The following is a 19,321-nucleotide window of genomic DNA, read 5'->3' as shown; positions in this document are numbered from 1 at the left end:
TGAAAGTAGGTAAGGCGCCAGCTATGTGCAACCTCAATGCAGGAGCACATCATGAGACGGCTGGACAACAAGACGGCGGTGATCACGGGCGGCGGCAGCGGCATCGGCCTGGGCGCTGCGAAGCGCTTCATCGCGGAGGGCGCCTTCGTCTATCTTTTCGGACGGCGGCAGGACGTGCTGGACGCGGCCTTGAAGGACCTCGGCACCTCCGCCCGCGCTGTGCGCGGATCAGTGACGGACCTTGCCGATCTTGATCGCCTCTATGACACCGTGAAGGCCGAGCGGGGCGGCCTCGACATCGTGTTCGCCAATGCCGGGACGGGCCTGTTCGCCCCGCTCGGAGAGATCACGCCGGAGCATTATGACCAGATCTTCGACGTGAACGTGAAGGGCCTCGTCTTCACCGTCCAGAAGGCACTGCCTCTGATGCGGGAAGGCGGGTCCATCATCCTCACCGGCTCGTCCACCGGCGTCATGGGCACCCCGCAATTCAGCATCTACAGCGCCACCAAGGCGGCTGTCCGCAACCTCGCCCGTACCTGGGCGCTGGATCTGAAGGGCACCGGCATCCGCGTCAACGTGCTCTCGCCCGGACCGACCCGCACGGAACTGGCGGTGGACGTGGTGGGGGAGGAGGCGCTCGAGGTCTTGGGGCGCACCACCCCCATCGGACGCATGGGTCAGCCGGCGGAGACGGGCGCGGTGGCTGCCTTCCTGGCTTCGTCGGACAGCAGCTTCATGACCGGCGGAGAGGTTTTCGTCGACGGCGGCCTCGCCCAGGTGTGAGCCCCCGCGAACGCCGGCTCATCCCGCCGGCGTTCGCGTTCCTTCCTCGTGAGGCTCGTCCTCGCTCAAGGTGGCCCAGCCCACCGGCCGGCCGGTGGGGGAAAGGCGGTCCTGTTCCGGGCGGTCCCGCAGCATGTGCGCCTTGGCCAGCATCTGCGCGCTCACCGGGGCGGTGAGGAACAGGAACAGGGTGATGAGCAACTCATGCACCGAGAAGCGGCCGGTGAGGCTGGTGAAATGGATCATGGAGGCGATCAGCAGCGCGCCAATGCCCAGCGTGGTCGCTTTGGTGGGGCCATGCAGGCGGCGCATCATGTCCGGCAGGCGGAAGAGGCCGAGCGCGCCGACCACCAGGAAGAAGGCGCCAATGAGGATGAGGAGGGCGACGAGCGCCTCTGTGACGATGGCCATCGGCGCCTCCTATTCGATCACGTTGCCGCGCAGCAGGTATTTGCAGAAGGCCACGGTGGTCACGAAGCCCACCATGGCGAACAGCAAGGCCGCCTCGAAATACATGCCCGAGCCATAGGCGATGCCGATAAGCACGATGAGCGCGATGGTCTCGATCACCAGCGTGTCGAGGGCCAGCACCCGGTCGGTGGCGTCGGGCCCCGCTACGAGTCGGTAGAGGGTGAGGAGAATGGCGAGGCAGATGGCCCCCGCCGCGATCATAATGGCGAGGGAGATCATTCAAAGATCCTCTTCAGCCGGCTCTCATAGCGCGCCTTGATGGTGGCGACCGCGCCGTCCGGGTCCCCCGCATCGAGGCAATGGACCAGCAGCGCCTTGCCGTCCGCGCTCAGGTCCGCGCTCACCGTGCCGGGTGTCATGGTGATGGTCCCGGCGAGCATGGCGATGGCTTCGGGTGTGACGAGGTCGAGGGGGATCGTGATGTAACGGGTGCGCAGGCGGTCCACGGGGCGGAACAGGATCAACTGCGCCACCTCGATGTTGGACACCACGATGTCCCACAGGACGACCACCACATAGCTCGCGGCCGTCAAAGGCGCTTTCAGCCGCGGCCGGCCCGGCCAGAAGGGCGCGGTGATGAGCGGGATCGCCACGCCGAGAATGAGGCCGAGCACCACCACGCCCGGTGTCGCCGCATTCATCAGGAACACGAAGACGAGGGCGATGAGCAGGGTCAGCAGCGGATGGGGCAGGAGGCGTTCGCGCATGTCACGGCTCCCCGGCGAACTGGACGGCAGGCGGAATGACGGCACGGATATAGGCATCGGGGTCGAGGGCCTGTTGCGCGGTCAGGCCCAGCACCCCCGCCGCCGGGCCGGCGGCCAGCGTCCATGCCACCGTCGCGCCGATGAGGAGCACAACCGCGGCCAAGCCTGGCAGGGCCGGGAGGGGCTTGGGTTCCGAGACCGGCCCGCTGCCCCAGAACAGCACGGAGCCCGCTCGCGCGAAGCCGAAGGTCATGAGCAGGCTGGCGCCGAGGATGGCGAACCAGATCCAGGCCCAGATGGCCGAGGTGCGCACCGCCTCCAGGATCATCACCTTGCCGATGAAGCCCGAGAGCGGAGGCAGGCCGACAAGGGCGATGGCGGCAAGGAAGAAGAGCCCCGCCAGCAGCGTCTCCCCGCCCATGGCGGGCGCTGAAATCAGGCGGTCGCTGGCCGCCCCGCGCTGCTCCAGCACGATGCCGGCAATCAGGAACAGGGCAGCGCCCGCCAGCGTCGAATGGACGAGGTAATAGAGGCCGGCCGAAAGCCCAGCCACGTCGAAAAGGCCGAGCGAAATGAGCAGCGTGCCCATGGAGGCGATGACCGCGAAGGCGCTGAGGTCACGCAGGGTCCGGCTGCCCACCAAGCCCACCGCTCCCAGCACCAGGGTGGCGAGCGCGGCCGGAACTACGAACGGCGCCGCGGCAAACGCCAGCGGACCGGCGCCCGCTCCGAAGACCAGCCCGTAGACGCGGATGATCGCATAGGCGCCCACCTTGGTCATGATCATGAACAAGGCGGCAGAAGGCGCGGACGTGCCGGCATAGGTGGCCGGCAGCCACCAGTGGAGCGGCACCAGAGCGGCCTTGGTGGCGAAGACCAGGAACAGCAGCAGGGCGCCCGTCTTCAGCAGCGCCGCATCGGCGGGCTCCACCTGCGGCACCTTTACGGCGAGGTCGGCCATGGAGAGCGTTCCGGTGACGGCATAGATGAGCCCCACGGCCACCAGGAAGACCACCGAGAGAACAAGGTTGATGGCCACATACTGAAAGCCCGCCTTCAGGCGCCCGGGTCCGCCCCCGTGCAGCATCAGCCCGTAGGAGGCGATGAGCATCACCTCGAAGAAGACGAACAGGTTGAATACGTCGCCAGTGAGAAAGGCGCCGTTGATGCCCATCAGCTGGAACTGGAACAGGGGATGGAAATGGCGTCCCCTCCCATCCACCCCGCCTGCCACGTAGATGGCGACGCAGGCGGCGAGGAAGGCCGTGAGCAGAAGCATCGCCGCGGACAGCCGGTCGAGCACCAGCGTGATGCCGAAGGGGGCTGGCCAGTTGCCGAGTTGATAGGCACGCACCGTGCCGTCGCAGGCGTGGGCGAACAGGAAGGCGGCGAGGCCCAGCATCATGAAGGTGGCGGCGAGCGAGACGATGCGCTGGCGGCGGAGATGGTGGCGCAGCGCCAGTACCAGGAAGGCGGCCGTCATGGCCGGCAGCAGCACCGGCAGGATGATGGCATGGTCCAGGGGGGAGGTGGCGGGCCCCGTCACGACGCATCCCCCTTGTCGGTGCGAGGCGCGTCGAGGTGGGCGCTGTCGGACCCGGTCTCAAGGAAGCCGCGTAGCGCCAGCACGACGATGAGCGCGGTCATGCCGAAGGAGATGACGATGGCGGTGAGCACCAGCGCTTGGGGGAGGGGATCGGTATAGGCCACGGCATCGGGCGTGATCACCGGGGGACGGTCGATGGTGAGCCGGCCCATGGCGAACAGGAACACGTTCACCGCATAGGACAGGAAGGTCAGGCCGAGAATGACCGGAAAGGTGTGCGCGCGCAGCACCAGATAGATGCCGACCATGGTGAGGATGCCGATGCCGGCAGCGACGAGCAGCTCCATGGCTCAGCTCTCCCGCACCTGGCTGGCGGCCGGTTCGAGTTGCACGTCCATCGGCTCCTTGCTCTCGGGGGAGGGATCGATCCGCCGGGCCACGCGGGACAATTGCGCCAGCGACAGCACCATTACGCCCACCACGGTGAGGAAGACGCCGAGGTCGAACCCCATGGCCGAGGCCACCTCGAACTTGCCCACCACCGGCCAGTTCAGGTAGCCGAAGGTGGAGGTCAGGAACGGCCGCCCGAACAGGAAGGCGGCGATGCCGGTGGCGCCGGCAATGGCCACGCCCACCCCGATATAGGATTGAGCGTCCACGCGCATACGGTCGGCCGCCCAGCCATAGCCGGAGGCGATGTATTGCATGATGATGGCGATGGCGACCACGAGGCCCGCGACGAAACCGCCGCCCGGTTCGTTGTGCCCGCGCAGGAAGATGTAGGTCCCCACCACCAGCGACAAGGGCAGAAGCACGCGCGTCGCCACCACCAGCAGAAGGGGATGGGCGTCCTTGGCCTCCTCGTTGGGTAGCATGGCCTTGATGCGGCGCACGGCGGCGCCCTTCAGGGCGGGGTCGAGCAAGGCGTAGATGGACAGGGCGGCAATGCCGAGCACGATGATCTCGGCGAAGGTGTCATAGCCGCGGAAGTCCACCAGGATGACATTGACCACATTGGTGCCGCCGCCGCCGGGCTTCGACTGGGCGAGGTAATAGTCCGAAATGCTGGTGCCGTTGCGGGTCATGACCGCATAGGCAAGGCCCGCGACGCCCAGCCCCACGAGGCCGGCGAGCGTTGCGTCCCGCCAGCGCACGGCGCGGCTGTCCTGCGCCGGCGTGGCCTTGGGCAGGAGGTTGAGGGCCAGCAGCATCAGGATGGTGGTCACCACGTCCACGGAAATCTGCGTCAAGGCGAGGTCGGGCGCGGAGAACTGGATGAAAGCCAGCGCCACGATGACGCCGACCACGCCGGTCAGGATCAGCGCGGTCAGCCGGTCCCCATGTCGCGCCATCACCATGCCGCTGGCGAGCATGAGCGCCAGGAGCGCTGTGACGGCCGGCACGCTGACGGGAAGGAGCGTCCGCGCGCCGGCCTCGTGGGTGGCGCTCCAAAAGCCGTAGCCGGCGACCGCAAGGAGCGTGGAGAGGATGACACCCATGTAACGGGGCAGCGCGCCGTCATGGAGTGCCGCGAGAAGGCGGCGGCAGGCGACCACAAGGGTGATCGTCACGGTCTCGAACATGGACTTTGCGTCCAGGCGCGGCAGGCGGGTGCGCAACGCATCAAGACGGCCGAACGCGAGCACCAGGACGGCGCCACCGGCAAAGGCGATGAGGCTCATGAAGAGCGCGGGCGTGAGTCCGTGCCACAGCGCGAGATAATAATCCGGCAGCGGCCCGCCGATCACCGCGCCGGCGGTCAGCGCCACCAGCGGGCCGGCGACCCAGCCGGGGGCAAGGCCAATGGCCAGCACCGGCACCACCAGCACCGCGACCGGCAGCCACATGCCCGCGGGCGGATCGTGGGGATGGCTCGGATAGTCGTCGCGCGCCTTGCCGAGGAAGGTGGCGACGGCAAAGCGCGCCGAATAGGCCACCGAGAACAGCGCCGCGACCGTGGCCAGTACCGGGAACAGCAGGTCGAGGCCGAGATATGAGGTATGTGCCGCCTCCTCCAGCATCATTTCCTTGGACAGGAAGCCGTTGAACAGCGGCACGCCGGCCATGGAGGCCGAGGCCATCAGCGCCAGCGTGCCAGTGATGGGCATCAGCCAGAGCAGGCCGCCCAGGCGCCGGATGTCGCGAGTGCCAGCTTCATGGTCGACAATGCCGGCACTCATGAAGAGCGCGGCCTTGAAGGTGGCGTGGTTGATGATGTGGAACACCGCCGCCACCGCCGCCATGGGCGTGCCGAAGCCCAGAAGCATGGTCATCAGGCCGAGATGGCTGACGGTGGAATAAGCGAGCAGGGCCTTCAGGTCGTCCTTGAACAGCGCGATGATGGCGCCCACCAGCATGGTGGCGAGGCCGAAGGGGGCGACAATCACGAACCAGGCGTCCGTCCCCGCCAACACCGGCCACAGGCGCGCCAGCAGGAAGACGCCCGCTTTCACCATGGTGGCGGAATGCAGATAGGCCGAGACTGGGGTCGGCGCCGCCATGGCGTGCGGAAGCCAGAAGTGAAAGGGAAACTGCGCGGACTTGGTGAAAGCGCCGAGCAGCACCAGCACCAGAGCCGGCAGATAGAGCGGGGAGGCGCGCACCATGTCGCCCCGCGCGAGGATTTCGGACAGCTGGTAGGAGCCCGCCGCCTCGGCCACCAGCAGCATGCCGGCAATGAGGGCAAGGCCGCCGCCGCCGGTCACCACCAGCGCCATGCGCGCGCCCTGGCGGGCATCGGCGCGCTTGCGCCAAAAGCCGATGAGCAGGAAGGATGTGAGGCTCGTCATCTCCCAGAAGGTCAGGAGCGCGATGACATTGTCCGACAGCACCACCCCCACCATCGCGCCCTGGAACAGCAGCAGGTAGGAGAAGAAACGCCCCATGGGGTCCTCGCGCGACAGGTAGAAGCGCGCATAGACGATCACCAGCAGGCCGATCATGAGAATCATGGCCGCGAAAAAGAAGCCGAGCCCGTCTGCAAACACGGAAAGCGACAGACCCATGCCCGGCACCCAGGGCAGGCTCACCTTCGGCACCGCTCCGGAAAACACCGCCGGCGCGTGAAGGAGAAGCAAAGCGAGGGCGAGGAGCGTCACGCATCCTGTCACCATCGCGCAGGTGTTGCGACCGGACCGGATGACCAGTGGCGGAAGCAGAGCGCCAAGGAAGGGAAGAAGAACAACCAGCAGCAAAGTCATGCGGTCGCGGTCTCGTTCAGCCGGAAGGACATGGGGCGCACGCGGCCTCGACCCCTGCGAAATAACAGGCTCATGGTGCCGGCTGGCGCGGCGGATGGAAAGCCTTCGGTCGTCCACCGCGGCGGAATGCGTTCAAACCCCTTGGAATGACAGCGTCTCCTTCGCTACGGGACGGACAGAAGGCGGGGCGTGATCCCCGCGACGTGACATTACCTTACGTCAATGCGACCGATGCATGGCCAAGTCGGCTGCGCGTGGGAAATTTCGCAACGGTATCAACAGCGATCGCCGTCCCCCCGGCCAGCGCGCCGCGCCTGCGGCCGCTCAGCCGGCGAGCGCCGCCTCGACCACGGCCTTCAGATCCTTGAAGACATAGGGCTTGCGCAGAAGCAGGGCATCCCCTGCCTCGCTGACGCTGGCCTCGCCCGTGGCAAAGACGATACGCATCCCGGGATGGGTCAGACGCACATGTGCGGCGAGGTCCCGCCCGCTCATGCCTGGCAGGTTCAGGTCGGTCATCAGTACATCCGCCTCGGCCTCCTCCAGCAAAGTGACCGCGCTCTCGCCATTGTGCGCCTCCAGGACGCGATAGCCCGCATCCTTGAGCATCTCGCTGGCGGACAGGCGGATCAGGGGGTCATCCTCCACGAGGAGAACGGTCGGGGTGCGGGCGGCGGCGGAAAGGGGAGCCGGGGCGGGTTGCATCTCATCCTCTTCGCGGCTGGCAAGCGCAGAGGCGCGCGCCATCATCGCGGCACGTTGGCGTTCATTGGCCAGCACATGGCGGATCTTTCGCGCCAGGGCCTCGCGCGCATAGGGCTTGGAGAGCAACTCCACGCCCGCATCGAGCCGCCCGCCATGGACGATGGAGTTTTCCGTGTAGCCCGAGGTGAAGAGCACAGCGATCTGCGGCAGGCGCTCCTTGGCCTTGCGGGCCAGTTCGGTGCTCTTGATGGGGCCGGGCATCACCACGTCGGTGAACAGGAGGTCGATGGGGATGCCGCTTTCCACCACGCTGAGGCCGGACTGGGCATCTACTGCTTTGAGCACGTTGTAGCCAAGCTCGGTCAGCATCTCGACGACGGTGTTGCGGACTTCCTCGTCATCCTCCACCACCAGGATCGTCTCCGTGCCCCCGGATACGTTGGCGGCGGTGGGAATGACCTCCACATCCTCGCTCTCCACGGCGCGAGGGAGATAGAGGCGGATGGTGGTGCCTTCGCCCACCTCCGAATAGATCTTCACGTGGCCGCCGGACTGCTTCACGAAGCCATAGACCATGGACAGCCCAAGGCCTGAGCCCTTGCCCTCGGGCTTGGTGGAGAAGAAGGGATCGAACACCTTCTCCATCAGGTCGGGCGGGATGCCGCAGCCGGTATCGCTCACGGCCAGCATCACATATTGGCCCGGCGTCACTTCCGCATGGGCGCGGGCATAGTCGTCGTCGAGCGTGGCATTGCCCAGCTCGATGGTCAGCTTGCCCTGGCCGTCCATGGCGTCGCGGGCATTGATGGCGAGGTTGAGAAGGGCGTTCTCGATCTGGGTGGGATCGATGAAGGTGTTCCAAAGTCCGCCCGAGGCGATGGTCTCGATCTCGATGCCCTCGCCGATGGCCCGGCGCAGCATCTCGTCCATGCCGCGCACGAAACGCGTCACGTTCACCACCTTGGGTTCCAGGGCCTGGCGCCGGCCGAAGGCCAGGAGCTGGGACGCGAGCTTGGCCCCGCGCGAGACGCCGGCGAGCGCGTTGGTGATGCGCTTCTCGGCCTTCTCATTGCCGGCCACGTCGCGGGCCAGCAATTGCAGATTGCCGGAGATCACTTGCAGCAGGTTGTTGAAGTCATGGGCGACGCCGCCGGTCAGCTTGCCGACGCTCTCCATCTTCTGGGCCTGGGCAAGGGCGAGTTCGGCCTGGCGGCGTTCCTCGATGGCGGCGGCGACCCGACATTCCAGGGTTTCGTTGAGGGCGCGCAACTGCTCCTCGGCCCGCTCGCGGTGGCGCACTTGGCGTTCCAGCTCATGGGCGTGGTCCCGCAGGCGCTGTTCCGCCTCCCGCTGGTCGGTGATGTCGGTATGGACGCCGACCCATTCGCAGATCTCGCCGGTATCGTCGAACACCGGGATGGCGCGGATGGAGAAGGTGCGCCACACCCCGTCATGGCGGCGGACCCGATGTTCAAAGACGAAGATGGAGCGCGCATCGACCGCCTTCCGCCACGCGATGATGGAGGGCTCGATGTCGTCGGGGTGGACGGCTTTCGACCAGCCATAGCCCTGGTATTCCTCCTGGGTCTGGCCGGTGAGCGCGGACCATCCGGGCTGCTCGCCCACCATCTCGCCGTCGGCAGAGTTGGTCCACAGCACACCGCTCACCGCGGCGACCGCGCCCTGGAACCGCCGGTTGCTGGCGCGCAGGTCCCGTTCCACCTTCAGCCGCTGGGTGGTCTCAAGCACCGTGCACAGCACGCCGCCTATATTGCCCCGCCCGGTCAGGATCGGGGTGTAGAAGAGATCGAAATAGACCTGCTCGGGCACACCGTGGCGCAGCAGGGTCATGGGCTGGTCGGTGAAGGACTGCACCTCCCCCCGCATGCCCACCTCGATCACCTGCCGGTTGAAGTCCCAGATCTCCGCCCAGATCTGGTCCACCGCCCCGCCCAGGGCTTGCGGGTGGTTGCCGCCGGCGATCACCGCATAAGCGTCGTTATAGATCATGATGTGGTCCGGGCCCCACATCAGCACCTTCGGCACCGGAGAGTTGACGATGGTGGAGACGGTGGAGCGGAAATGCTCCGACCACGTCTCTATGGGGCCGAGCGAGGTCTTCGACCAGTCGCGGGTGGCGATGAGGGCGCCGCATTCGCCGCCGAGGGACAACCAGGAGGGGGGCATGTGCAGAGAGGCGTTCACCGAGGTTCGATCCGAAGCGCACTATGGGGGAGTTCGCGTGGGGAGGCGATAGGCTGCCGGGCCGGAAGGAGGGGCGAGGTGGCGTGTTGCCCTTGTGCGGAATCGGGAAGCATGGGGGAAGGGCTCCCCGGGCGGCAGCGGCCGCGCGGGCCAGGGCCGGATGCGTGGAACCAAAGCCATGCGACGCCGTTTAAATCCGGCCTGCCATGCTGAGCCAGAACCTGCGGCCTTCGTGCTCGCTCCCCACACGGTAACGTTGTGCGGCTGCGCCGAGAAAGCGTCATCCTATCCCCCAGGCCGGAACCGACCGCGCCTTGAACGCGCGAGGCGGCGGATTGTTCCCTCGTGCGGGGACGCGCGCCCCTCGACTTTTTCGCGCAGCTTGCTGACCTTGCAGGCGCGGCGCTTCCGATATGTTGCGCCTCTTCTATGCTGACGCGGCGGGGGCTCAGGGGCCGGGCCAGAGGGCCGGGCGGCGCTCGCGGGGTGGCGCCTCATGGGTCTTGCGCGGTTGAAAGCCTCTCTGAAGGCCTCCATCGGCGATGTGGTCTTCGGGATGGAGGACGGCACGGTCTCCATCTTCGGCCTGGTCTTCGGCGTCGCCATGACCACCAGCGACCCGCGCACCGTCCTCATCGCGGGTGCCACGGGGGCCGCGGCAGCCGCCGTTTCCATGATGGCGGGCAGCTATCTGGATGCGGAATCGGTGCGCGATGCCCGGCGCGCCCGGCGCGATGCTCCGGTGTCGCCGGAGGCGGCCGCCCGCGAGGCGGGGGCCATTGCGGCCGCGCTTGCGGCCGGGGGCATGGACGCGACGGATGTGGAAGCGGTTTCGGCCGCGCTTGTCCGCGCGCCCCGGGCGGCCATCAATCTGCGGGCGGAGCTGGCGGAGGCCGAGGACGGAGCCAGCCCCACTTCCCATGCGGCCTGGATGTTCGTGTCGGACCTCTTCGCCGGCTTCACCCCGGTGCTGCCCTTCGCTTTCCTTCCCATGGAAAGCGCACGCGTGGTGAGCCTTGTCCTCACCACCGTGCTCCTGGTGGCGCTGGGCATCGGGCGGGGCCTGGTGGCCAAGCGGCCGCTGTTTCGCGCCACGCTGGAAACCCTGGCCATCGCTGCCTCAGCCGCCATTGCGGGCGTGATCATGGGCCGGCTGCTGTCCTGATTTGGGTCACCCGTCGTTGGAGGCGTTCAACTCCTCGGGCAGGAGCGCCTGCGGCTCTCCGGCGCCGTCCCGACGCACCACGTCATAGCCGGCCGACCTCAGCGCGGCGAGCAGGGCCGCTGCGCGCTGCTGGGCGAGGCCGGTGTCGAGCCGCTGACCGGGATCGGGGGTGGCGAGCGCTGTGGTCATGAGGGCGATGATGTCGTCGTCCATGAGCGTGGGCTCCCATTCTCTTGCTTTCGGCGAAACGCGCCGTCCGTTCCTCCGCCCGCTCACCGCACCGAGCGGGAGGGGAGGCGCGGCGGCGCCTCCTCCTTCCGATCCCCGCTGCGAGCCTCCAGCCAGCGCTCCAGAGGATGCGCCAGGACCAGGAGGAAGAGAGCAAGGCCGACCCCGGCAAGTATGAGCGTCCAGGAGGCCAGTGCACAGGCAATTCCCAGGGCAGCGGTCACCCAGACGGTTGCTGCCGTGGTGAGGCCCTGGATCCGCATCTCGACCCGATCCACCAGCACCACGCCGGCGCCAAGGAAGCCGATACCCGTCATCACGCCCTGTATGACGCCCTGGAGCACGCGGCTGGTGGCGTCGGGATGCCCCAATATGCCATCCACCCGGAAGCTGACCACTGCCACGAGCGCCGCGCCGAGGCACACAAGGCCTAGCGTTCGGATGCCGGTCGGCTTGCCCTTGAGATCCCGATTGAGACCCACGGCCATGCCCACCGCGACGGCCACGGCGAGCCGCAGCACGCTGTCGATATCATGGGGGTCCAGTGCCAGGCCGACGTCCTCCATCTCCTCCCCGATCTGTCCTGGGGCCGGTGGCACCGGCATGAGCCGCACGTGCCGCCGGAAAGGCATCCCTTTGGGTATCTCCTATCAAGGCCGTGGCGGTGGCTTTGTTCCTGCGAAACACGGCCGGCTTGGTCACGGAAATGAGGTGCCCCTCACTTGTCTGCTTGCCGCGCGCGCGCGTCGGCGAACGCCTCCCTGAACTGCGCATAGTCCAGGGTGGGAGTCTTGAAGGGGCCGATCAGATAAGTGGGCGTGCCCCGCAGCCCGAGGGATTCCGCCTGGGCCAGGTTGCGCCGCAGAAGAGCGGTGATGTCGGCGGCATGGGCCTGAAGCTCGGCGTCCAGCCGCTTGAGATCGACGCCGGACGCCTGGATCGCCTTGAGCATGCGCTCCTGGGTGATGCCCCGGCCGGGAATGGCCATGAGCGCCGCATGCACCTTCTCGTAGGCGCCCTGATACTTGGCGGCGAGGGCGATCTGCGCGCCATAGACCGAGGCCTCGGAGAGGATCGGCCAATCCTTGTAGACGAGGCGGATGTGGCCATCGTCCCTGACGGCGCGGGCAAGGTCGGGGGCGGATTTCTTGCAATAGGGGCAGTTGTAGTCGAGGAACGCGACCACGGTCACGTCACCCTTCGGATTGCCCCCCATGGGTGCCTCGGGATCCCGCAGGATGGCGTCCTCATCGATCGCCTGAGCGAAGGACGGGCGGCATGCCCCGGCGAAAGACAGGCCCGCGGCGAGCGCGAGCAATTGGCGACGGTGCATGGAAGCTCCTTGCGTCTGGGGGTGAGTGTCAGGTGCCGGCGGCATCGAGCCGGCGGGCCATGTCGTCGGCCGTGACCGGCCCGACAATGCGCGTGCCGGGCACTTCGCGGCCGTCTTTGTCCATCACGAACAGTGTGGGCGGGCCGATGACGGCGAAGCGCTGCATCAGGGCGCGTGCAGCCGCATCCGTGGTGGTCACATCCGCCGAGATGCGCGGCAGGCGCGCGAGGCGATGGGCGAGGCCCGGCGTGGCCATGACGGCGGCGTTGGCCTTGCAGATCGTGCACCAGTCGGCGGTGAAGTCCACGAGCACAGGACCGTCCTGCCGGGCACGGGCCAGGGCCCTTTCGAAATCCGCGAGGGTCGTGACCCTTGTGGTCGCCGGCGCGCTCGCCACCGCATCCATCGGGCGCAGGAAGGCGAGGGGGCGCAGCGGATCCTCTGACCCGGCGGCGGCGCCGATGATGAGAGTGGCGCCATAGATGATCGCAGCCAGCCCCGCGCCGCGTGCGAGGCGGGAGAGTGTCCCGCTGGCTTCGGTCAGGGGGTCGGTTCCACCCAGCATCACCGCACCGGCGATCAGCAGCACGCCCAGCAGCGCGAGGGTGGCTGCCGGTGGCAGGAGGCGGCCCGCGAGCATCACCGCGACAGCCAGGAAAACCAGCCCGAAGACCTGTTTCGCCCGCGCCAGCCACGGGCCGGCCTTCGGCAGGAGCGCCGGTCCGAACGCCCCCACCAGCAGCAGCGGCAGGCCCATGCCGAGCCCCAGCATGAACAGGGCCGCCGCGCCCGTCAGCACATCACCCGTGGCAGCGGCATACAGCATGGCGCCAGCCAAAGGCGGGGTGACGCAGGGGCCGACGATGAGGGCCGAGCCGAAGCCGAGCAGCGCCGCGCCACCGAAGCTGCTGCGCCCCGAGCGGCCGGCAAGGCGCGCGCCGAGGCCGGCAGGGAGCGCCAGCTCGAAGAGGCCGAACATGGACAAGGCGAGGGCCACGAACATGGCGGCTCCCAGCCCCAACACCAGCGGCGTCTGGAGGGCCGCCTGGAGGTTGGCCCCGCTCCACCCGGCCACCGCCCCCACGAGGCCATAAGCGGTCGCCATGGCCAGGACATAGACGCCGGTCAGGGCGAGACCGCGCCGGGGTGAGAGGGTGCCACCCCTCCCCACCAGCATGCCCGCCAGGATGGGCACCATCGGGAAGACGCACGGCGTCACCGAGAGCAGCAGGCCGAAGCCGAAGAAGGCGAGCATGGTCCAGGCGAATCCGTCGGCGAACAGGGGTGCCGGGTCGCCCCCTGTCCCATCGGCCGCGGCCGGCCCGATGGAGGCCGGCGGATCAGGCAGGTCCACAACTGGGCCCGCGACGGCCGTCGGAGCGGCCGAGCTGACGGTCAGCGTGTCCAGCGCCACCGTCCGCGCCTCCGGCGGAAAACAGATGCCCTCCTGCGAGCAGCCCTGGAAGCCCAGGTTCAATCGGCCGTGCGCGGGCACCGCGGCAAGTCGCCCGGTGAAGGTGTGAGGGTAGACTTCCACGCGGCCGAAAAGCGGATCGTCCTTCATCTCCCCGGCGGGAAGGTCGAGCGGCAGCTTTCGCCCGTCGAGCCATGCCTCCAGATGGTCGCGATAGAGATAGGTGCCCGGCGCGACGGACCAGGTGAGGGCCAGCCCCGTGTCCTCCGAGCGCTCCACCCGCACCGAGAAAGGCGGCTCTGCCGTCTTTGGCGCCGAGAATGCCGCAAGGCCCTTCACTCCGCTGGCGGCGGCGGGTGAGGTCGCGAACACGGCCAGCAGGAGAAGAAGGCCCAGAAGGACGGAACCTCCCGATGTTGGCCGAATGGCACGCGGCAGACCCATGATCGCTGCTCCCTCGTTGCGTGGGGCAGCGGTCGTCCCGCCAGCTTAAGTCAGGCTTAAGGGGTGAGGGACGGCGATAACATGGCCGTGAGCAGGTCTAACAACACTCTCGTCGCCTTCGAATCGAAGGCAGGTGGTCTCGGGGCGCGGTGTCACGTCATCGCCCCAGTGAGCCCCACCAGAAGTCGAGATGAACAAGGCTGATGCCAAAGCCTCTTGTTACTGCAAGGTAAAAGAAGGCCAGCATTCCGCTGGCACCGACCATCGCGCCGGTCAGATATAAAAATCGCTCAGCGCCGAAGCATCCCTTCCGGTTGGGTTGGGCTGGTTCTTTGGTCACCCCGCGCCTCCGCCTGTCTTCCATCACCGCCAATGCTCGCTCGCAGCCGCAGAAATACAGAGCTTGAGATAGGTCCAAAATGGACTTAATATCAACCTCAGGTAGATTGGGGTGTGCGGGAATGGTGAGGCTAAGAGGGGTATCCAGGCGGGCGGTGCCGCCGGCGAGCCTGCAGTTCACGGATCTGATCGTTGTTGTTTTTGCGTTGATTATCGGCGGATTTCTGCTTCTTCTCTCTTGGGTGTCGTATTTGTTCGCATCAGGGGTTGCCGCATTGCCATGACGTGAAGGGTCTTTTTCCTCGGCATGAAATGGACAGTCATTATGGAACAAAATGTGCCTAGCGACGCGAGTGGCTTATGGAACAAAATGTTCCGATGGATGTGTTCGCTAAAAACATTCAGGCTCGGGCAAGAGCCCTTGGGCGTTCGAATGCCGATATTGCGCGAGCGGTCGGCATCAACGAGCGTCGGTATGCCCATTACGCGTCTGGCGCGCGAGAGCCGGACATGCTGACGCTGCTGAAGATCGCCGAGGCCCTGGGGTCGTCCCCCAATGAGCTTCTGGGATTCGATCAACTGGAGGCGCGATCTGAAAATCTCCTTCCGGAGCGGCTTCTTCTCGCAGCCCGACAACTGCCGCCGGAAGATTTGGAGAGTATCGTCGTACAGACCGAAGCGCTGCTTGCACTCCGGCGGTTTCAGGCGAATGTGAGCGAGGCCACCCGCGCCGTGGCGGTGCGCCCAGAAAAGGCTTCAAGCCCTTAGTCCGCGCTATCCTTTTTACCGCGATCCCCCCTCGGCAGGGCGAAGGTGCCGGAATAGCGGATGGACTGCGCTGCGCTGGCGAGGCGTGGGCCGAGGTCGGTTTCGAAATAGGCGCTGTCGGCGCGATAGAGCGGCACGGCGCAGGCCAGGGCGACGTAAAGGCCGTCCGCCGTCCGGCCCAGCGGAGCGGCCGCCGCCACCAGGTCGGGGCGCCAGTCGCCATAGGAGACGCAGAAGCCGTCGCGATGGCAGCGCTCCACCGCCTCGCGGCTCTTGGTGCCATAGGCGGCGAACTCCTCCGGGTGAAGCCGCACGAGTTCCCCGAACTTCGCCCGGCGCTCCTCCTCCTCCAGCAGGGAGAGCAAGCACCAGCCGAGGGCAGAGCGATAGAGCGAGCCGGTCTGGCCGATGTCGGGCACATGGGGCCAGCCGGGCGGGCTGCCGGCGGTCTGGATGTGGACGAAGGAATCCCCCGACATGACGCCCAGGGAACAGTTGCCGTTGCACAGTTCCGCCAGCGCCCGCATGGAATGCAGCACCTCGTGCCGCCACGGCATGGCGGACAGGACCGGATAGGCGAGCGAGAGCAATTCGGGCGCGAGCCGGTAGGTCTCCCGCGCATCGCGTCGCAAATAGCCCAGGTGCATGAGCGTCTTGCACAGGCGTGACACGGTGGGACGGTTGAGTCCCAGGCGCCTGGAAATCTCGGCATTGCCCAAGGCCTGGTCCGCGGGACCAAAGCAGCGCAGCACTTCGATGCCGCGAATGAGCGTCGAGGACAGGGAGGGATCGATGGCGGGGCCTGCCGCCTCGTCCTCGTTCCCCTTGCGGGGCCGCCGCCCGCCCGCCGTCTCCGCGCTCATGCGCCGGCCCTTCCTCAAATGACGTTCTTGTCCTTCAGGACCTGGATCTCGGCCTCGCCGAGCCCCACCAGCTCCTTGTAGATGTAGTCGTTGTCGGCCGCCAAGTCCTTCGCGGCCCAGCGGATCCGGCCGGGATTGTGCCTGAGGCGGGGCACCAGGCCCTGCATGCGCACGGTGCCGAAATCCGCGTCCGGCACCTCCACGATGGCGTGACGGGCGACGAACTGAGGGTCGGTGAAGATCTGGTCGATGCTGTAGATGGGTGCCAGGGTGCCGCTGGCGGCGCGAAAGGCCCCGACGGCCTCTTCCTGCGTGTGGGCGGCGATCCAACTGCCGAAGATGCGGTCGAGCTCGCCCGCATGGCGCACCCGCGCCGCATTGGAGGCGAAGCGGGCGTCTTCCAGCAGGTCGGGCCGGCCGATGGCGCGGGCATTGTTGGCGAAGGTGCGCTCCGTGCTGCCGGCGAGCGAGACATAGCGCTTGTCCGCGGTGAGATACACGTCGGAGGGGGCCGAATACTGGTTCCGGTTGCCGCTGCGCTGGCGCACATGTCCGAGCTGGTCATATTCGATGGCCAGAACCTCGATGATGCGCAGCAGGGCCTCGGTGAGGGAGAGGTCGATCTCCTCCCCTTTCTCCCGCGGGGACGCCTTCACCCGCCAGAGCGCGGCCATGATGGCGAAGGCACCGAACAGGGCGCCGATGGGGTCGCCGATGGGATAGCCAGTGTGCAAAGGCGGCTGGTCCGGCGGGCCGGAAATGCCGGCGAGGCCGCCAATGGCTTCGAAGATGCGCGCAAAGCCGGGCAGGCCCGCATGGGGGCCGTCCTGCCCGAAGGCGGTGGCGCGCAGAATCACGAGCCTGGGATTGGCCTGCCAGAGGGTCTCGATGTCCAGCCCCCATCGCTCCAAGGTGCCGGGCCGGAAATTCTCAACCACCACGTCGCAGCGCGCCACCATGCGCAGGAAAAGCTCGCGACCCTCCGGCCGGCGCAGGTCCAGCGTGCCAAAATGCTTGCCGCGATTGGTGACCTTCCACCAGAGCGGCTTGCCCTCCTTGAATGGGGGAAAGCCGCGCAGGCCGTCGCCGAGGCCCGGGAGTTCCAGCTTGATCACCTCCGCCCCGAAGTCCGCCATCAAGGTGGCGGCCATGGGGCCGGCGATGATGGTGGCGATGTCCAGCACCCGCAACCCCGCCAGCGGACCTTCCGTTGCACGCGTCTCCATGTTCGCCTCCGAACTACAATTTTATGAAGTGATATTCAAATAAATGGAACACTTGGAATTTTAGATCAAATTTTTATTGCGAAAAGGTTCGAGTGGGATATTTTTAAACGCAATAGGGGACAGGAACTCACACCCGTCTGGCGGGCTGCCAAGCGCGCGCCGCCCGATTATCCTGTCCTCACAAAGGGGGTGTCGGAGGAAACGCCAATGACCAAAGCAGACCCATCCCCCACCAGGGTGGACACGGAGCGCCGGGGAACCGTGCTGCTGATCACCGTGTGCGGACCGGACAACCGGAACGCGATTGGGCCGGCGGTCTATGTGGAGGTGCAGGAGCGTCTCGTTGAAGCGGGGCGCGACCCTGGGGTGCGCGCCATCATCATCGCCGGTGCGGGCGGCTTCTTCTCTTCGGGCGGCAATGTGCGCGCGCTGAAGGCGAGCGCTGCCGGCTCCCCCGCCGAGGCCGCGCGCAACACCGACAAGCTCAATGCCATGGTCAAGGCCATCGTGCATTGCCCGAAGCCGGTGGTGGCGGCGGTGGAGGGCGGAGCGGCCGGCGCTGCGGTCTCCGTCGTGCTCGCCTGCGACCTGGTGGTCGCAGCGCGCGAGGCCGCCTTCACGCTCGCTTATGTGCGCGTGGGCCTGTGCCCCGACGGTGGCGCGACCCATTTCCTGCGCGCCGCGCTGCCCCGGCAATTGGCCATGCAGATGTGCCTCCTGGGCGAGCCGGTCTCTGCCGAGCGGCTGGCGCAGTTCGGGCTTGTGAACAAGTTGACGGACCGGGGGGAGGCGCTTGAGGCGGCTTTGGCCCTGGCCGAGCGTCTCGCCGCCGGCCCGCCCCAGGCGATGGCGAACATCAAGCGTCTGGTCCACATCGCCCCCGATACCGGCCTGGCCGCCCAGATGGACCTGGAGGCGGACGCCCTGAATGCGGCGCGCTTCGGTGCCGAGGCGGCAGAGGGGCTGGCGGCCTTCCTGGAGAAGCGGCCGCCATGCTTTGCGGACGCCCCTGAACCGAAGGCGTGAGGGAGAATACGGGGCGGGCGGAGAGAGCTGGAGGCAGGCGATGAGCACGAGCTTGAAGGGACGCACCATCTTCATCACCGGCGCGAGCCGCGGCATCGGCCGTCAGATCGCGCTCACAGCAGCAGGGCAGGGGGCGAATCTCGTCATCGCCGCCAAGTCCGAAACGCCCCATCCCAAGCTCCCCGGCACGATTCATACCGTGGCCGAAGAGGTCCGCGCGCGGGGCGGCGGCGCGCTCGCCTTGAAGCTGGACGTGCGCGACGACGCGGCCGTGGTCGAGGCCATGAAGGTGGCGGCAGACGCATTCGGAGGCATCGATGCGGTGGTGGCCAATGCCGGGGCGATCCGCCTGGAGCCGGCTGCGACGCTGGAGATGAAGCGGTTCGATCTCATTCATGCCGTCAACGTCCGCGCGCTGCTCGCGCTGGCGAAAGCGGCGCTGCCCTATCTGGAGGCGTCCTCCAACCCGCACATCCTCTCCATGTCGCCGCCCCTCAACCTGCAGCCGCACTGGCTGAAGCCCCACATCCCTTACACGGTGACAAAATACGCCATGACGCTCCTGTGCCTTGGCATGGCGGAGGAGTTCCGGGACAAGGGCATCGCGGTGAACGCGCTCTGGCCGCGCACCACCATCGCCACCTCGGCGGTGATGTTCGAGGTGGGTGCCCACTATATGGAGCGCTCCCGCACCCCGCAGATCGTGGCGGACGCTGCCTGCCTCCTACTGGCGCGCCCGGCCCGCGCATGGACCGGGGGGACCTGGCTCGACGAGGACATTCTGCGCCAGGACGGCCGGGTGGATTTCGACAGCTACCGCAACGGGGCCGACGGGAGGGACTTCACCGCGGGCGCGGCCCCCGATCTGGCGCTCGACCTGTTCGTTGATGCGTGA

19 protein-coding genes are annotated in these 19,321 nt (G+C 67.3%); 5 read left to right on the top strand and 14 right to left on the bottom strand.

Annotated elements, in window-relative coordinates; translation table 11 throughout:
- The first annotated feature begins 51 nt into the window (after positions 1 to 51).
- Positions 52 to 786 (top strand): SDR family NAD(P)-dependent oxidoreductase, encoded by a 735-nt coding sequence (locus J5J86_RS24010; protein ID WP_209102789.1) that lies wholly within the window; start codon positions 52 to 54, stop codon positions 784 to 786.
- A gap of 18 nt (positions 787 to 804) precedes the next feature.
- Here J5J86_RS24010 and J5J86_RS24005 read toward each other — a convergent pair whose 3' ends face one another.
- From J5J86_RS24005 to J5J86_RS23975, 7 genes are all read right to left on the bottom strand, one after another.
- Positions 805 to 1,197, bottom strand: coding sequence for a Na+/H+ antiporter subunit G (locus J5J86_RS24005; RefSeq protein ID WP_209102787.1), 393 nt, complete (start codon positions 1,195 to 1,197; stop codon positions 805 to 807).
- A 9-nt stretch (positions 1,198 to 1,206) separates the two neighbouring features.
- A complete protein-coding gene (locus J5J86_RS24000; RefSeq protein ID WP_209102785.1) occupies positions 1,207 to 1,476 on the bottom strand; it encodes a K+/H+ antiporter subunit F in 270 nt (89 codons plus the stop codon).
- Positions 1,473 to 1,964 (bottom strand): Na+/H+ antiporter subunit E, encoded by a 492-nt coding sequence (locus tag J5J86_RS23995; protein ID WP_209102783.1) that lies wholly within the window; start codon positions 1,962 to 1,964, stop codon positions 1,473 to 1,475. Before J5J86_RS23995 ends, J5J86_RS24000 begins: the two co-directional genes overlap by 4 nt.
- A 1-nt stretch (position 1,965) precedes the next feature.
- The gene (locus tag J5J86_RS23990; RefSeq protein WP_446698697.1) at positions 1,966 to 3,447 is read right to left on the bottom strand and encodes a monovalent cation/H+ antiporter subunit D; all 1,482 of its coding nucleotides are present in this window, start codon (positions 3,445 to 3,447) and stop codon (positions 1,966 to 1,968) included.
- Between the two features lie 59 nt (positions 3,448 to 3,506).
- The gene (locus tag J5J86_RS23985) at positions 3,507 to 3,857 is read right to left on the bottom strand and encodes a Na+/H+ antiporter subunit C (protein ID WP_209102781.1); all 351 of its coding nucleotides are present in this window, start codon (positions 3,855 to 3,857) and stop codon (positions 3,507 to 3,509) included.
- A gap of 3 nt (positions 3,858 to 3,860) precedes the next feature.
- Entirely contained in the window at positions 3,861 to 6,710 is a 2,850-nt protein-coding gene (locus J5J86_RS23980; RefSeq protein ID WP_209102779.1) for a monovalent cation/H+ antiporter subunit A, read from the bottom strand.
- 324 nt (positions 6,711 to 7,034) lie between these two features.
- Positions 7,035 to 9,602 carry a hybrid sensor histidine kinase/response regulator gene (locus J5J86_RS23975; RefSeq protein ID WP_209105523.1) on the bottom strand — a complete coding sequence of 856 codons (2,568 nt, stop codon included), beginning with the start codon at positions 9,600 to 9,602 and terminating at the stop codon, positions 7,035 to 7,037.
- 514 nt (positions 9,603 to 10,116) lie between these two features.
- Between J5J86_RS23975 and J5J86_RS23970 the strand changes: the two genes are divergently transcribed.
- The gene (locus tag J5J86_RS23970) at positions 10,117 to 10,785 is read left to right on the top strand and encodes a VIT1/CCC1 transporter family protein (protein WP_209102778.1); all 669 of its coding nucleotides are present in this window, start codon (positions 10,117 to 10,119) and stop codon (positions 10,783 to 10,785) included.
- A gap of 6 nt (positions 10,786 to 10,791) precedes the next feature.
- On the opposite strand, the gene J5J86_RS23965 is transcribed toward J5J86_RS23970, so the two are convergent.
- The 5 genes from J5J86_RS23965 to J5J86_RS23945 form a co-directional block, all read right to left on the bottom strand.
- Positions 10,792 to 10,998 carry a hypothetical protein gene (locus tag J5J86_RS23965; protein ID WP_209102776.1) on the bottom strand — a complete coding sequence of 69 codons (207 nt, stop codon included), beginning with the start codon at positions 10,996 to 10,998 and terminating at the stop codon, positions 10,792 to 10,794.
- A gap of 59 nt (positions 10,999 to 11,057) precedes the next feature.
- The gene (locus J5J86_RS23960) at positions 11,058 to 11,579 is read right to left on the bottom strand and encodes an MgtC/SapB family protein (protein ID WP_209102774.1); all 522 of its coding nucleotides are present in this window, start codon (positions 11,577 to 11,579) and stop codon (positions 11,058 to 11,060) included.
- A 152-nt stretch (positions 11,580 to 11,731) separates the two neighbouring features.
- Entirely contained in the window at positions 11,732 to 12,346 is a 615-nt protein-coding gene (locus J5J86_RS23955; protein WP_209102772.1) for a DsbA family protein, read from the bottom strand.
- Between the two features lie 28 nt (positions 12,347 to 12,374).
- Complete coding sequence (dsbD, locus tag J5J86_RS23950; protein ID WP_209102769.1) at positions 12,375 to 14,204, bottom strand: protein-disulfide reductase DsbD; 1,830 nt, start codon at positions 14,202 to 14,204, stop codon at positions 12,375 to 12,377.
- A gap of 157 nt (positions 14,205 to 14,361) precedes the next feature.
- Positions 14,362 to 14,877 carry a hypothetical protein gene (locus J5J86_RS23945; RefSeq protein ID WP_209102767.1) on the bottom strand — a complete coding sequence of 172 codons (516 nt, stop codon included), beginning with the start codon at positions 14,875 to 14,877 and terminating at the stop codon, positions 14,362 to 14,364.
- A 26-nt stretch (positions 14,878 to 14,903) separates the two neighbouring features.
- On the opposite strand from J5J86_RS23945, the gene J5J86_RS23940 reads away from it, so the two are divergent.
- Positions 14,904 to 15,311: a helix-turn-helix domain-containing protein gene (locus J5J86_RS23940; protein WP_247657805.1), complete on the top strand. Its 408-nt coding sequence runs from the start codon at positions 14,904 to 14,906 to the stop codon at positions 15,309 to 15,311.
- On the opposite strand, the gene J5J86_RS23935 is transcribed toward J5J86_RS23940, so the two are convergent.
- Together J5J86_RS23935 and J5J86_RS23930 are read right to left on the bottom strand one after the other, a co-directional pair.
- Positions 15,308 to 16,174 (bottom strand): IclR family transcriptional regulator, encoded by an 867-nt coding sequence (locus J5J86_RS23935; RefSeq protein ID WP_209102765.1) that lies wholly within the window; start codon positions 16,172 to 16,174, stop codon positions 15,308 to 15,310. The two genes, J5J86_RS23940 and J5J86_RS23935, sit on opposite strands and share 4 nt — an antisense overlap.
- A 14-nt stretch (positions 16,175 to 16,188) precedes the next feature.
- On the bottom strand, positions 16,189 to 17,400 hold the full coding sequence (locus J5J86_RS23930; RefSeq protein ID WP_209102763.1) for a CaiB/BaiF CoA transferase family protein: 1,212 nt from the start codon (positions 17,398 to 17,400) through the stop codon (positions 16,189 to 16,191).
- 207 nt (positions 17,401 to 17,607) lie between these two features.
- Here J5J86_RS23930 and J5J86_RS23925 point away from each other — a divergent pair, with 207 nt between their 5' ends.
- Positions 17,608 to 18,426: an oxepin-CoA hydrolase, alternative type gene (locus J5J86_RS23925; protein ID WP_209102761.1), complete on the top strand. Its 819-nt coding sequence runs from the start codon at positions 17,608 to 17,610 to the stop codon at positions 18,424 to 18,426.
- A 40-nt stretch (positions 18,427 to 18,466) separates the two neighbouring features.
- Positions 18,467 to 19,321 carry an SDR family oxidoreductase gene (locus J5J86_RS23920; protein ID WP_209102759.1) on the top strand — a complete coding sequence of 285 codons (855 nt, stop codon included), beginning with the start codon at positions 18,467 to 18,469 and terminating at the stop codon, positions 19,319 to 19,321.

The organism is Aquabacter sp. L1I39 (genome assembly GCF_017742835.1).
GTDB lineage: Bacteria > Pseudomonadota > Alphaproteobacteria > Rhizobiales > Xanthobacteraceae > L1I39.
This window is presented reverse-complemented; position numbering and strand designations above follow the sequence as displayed.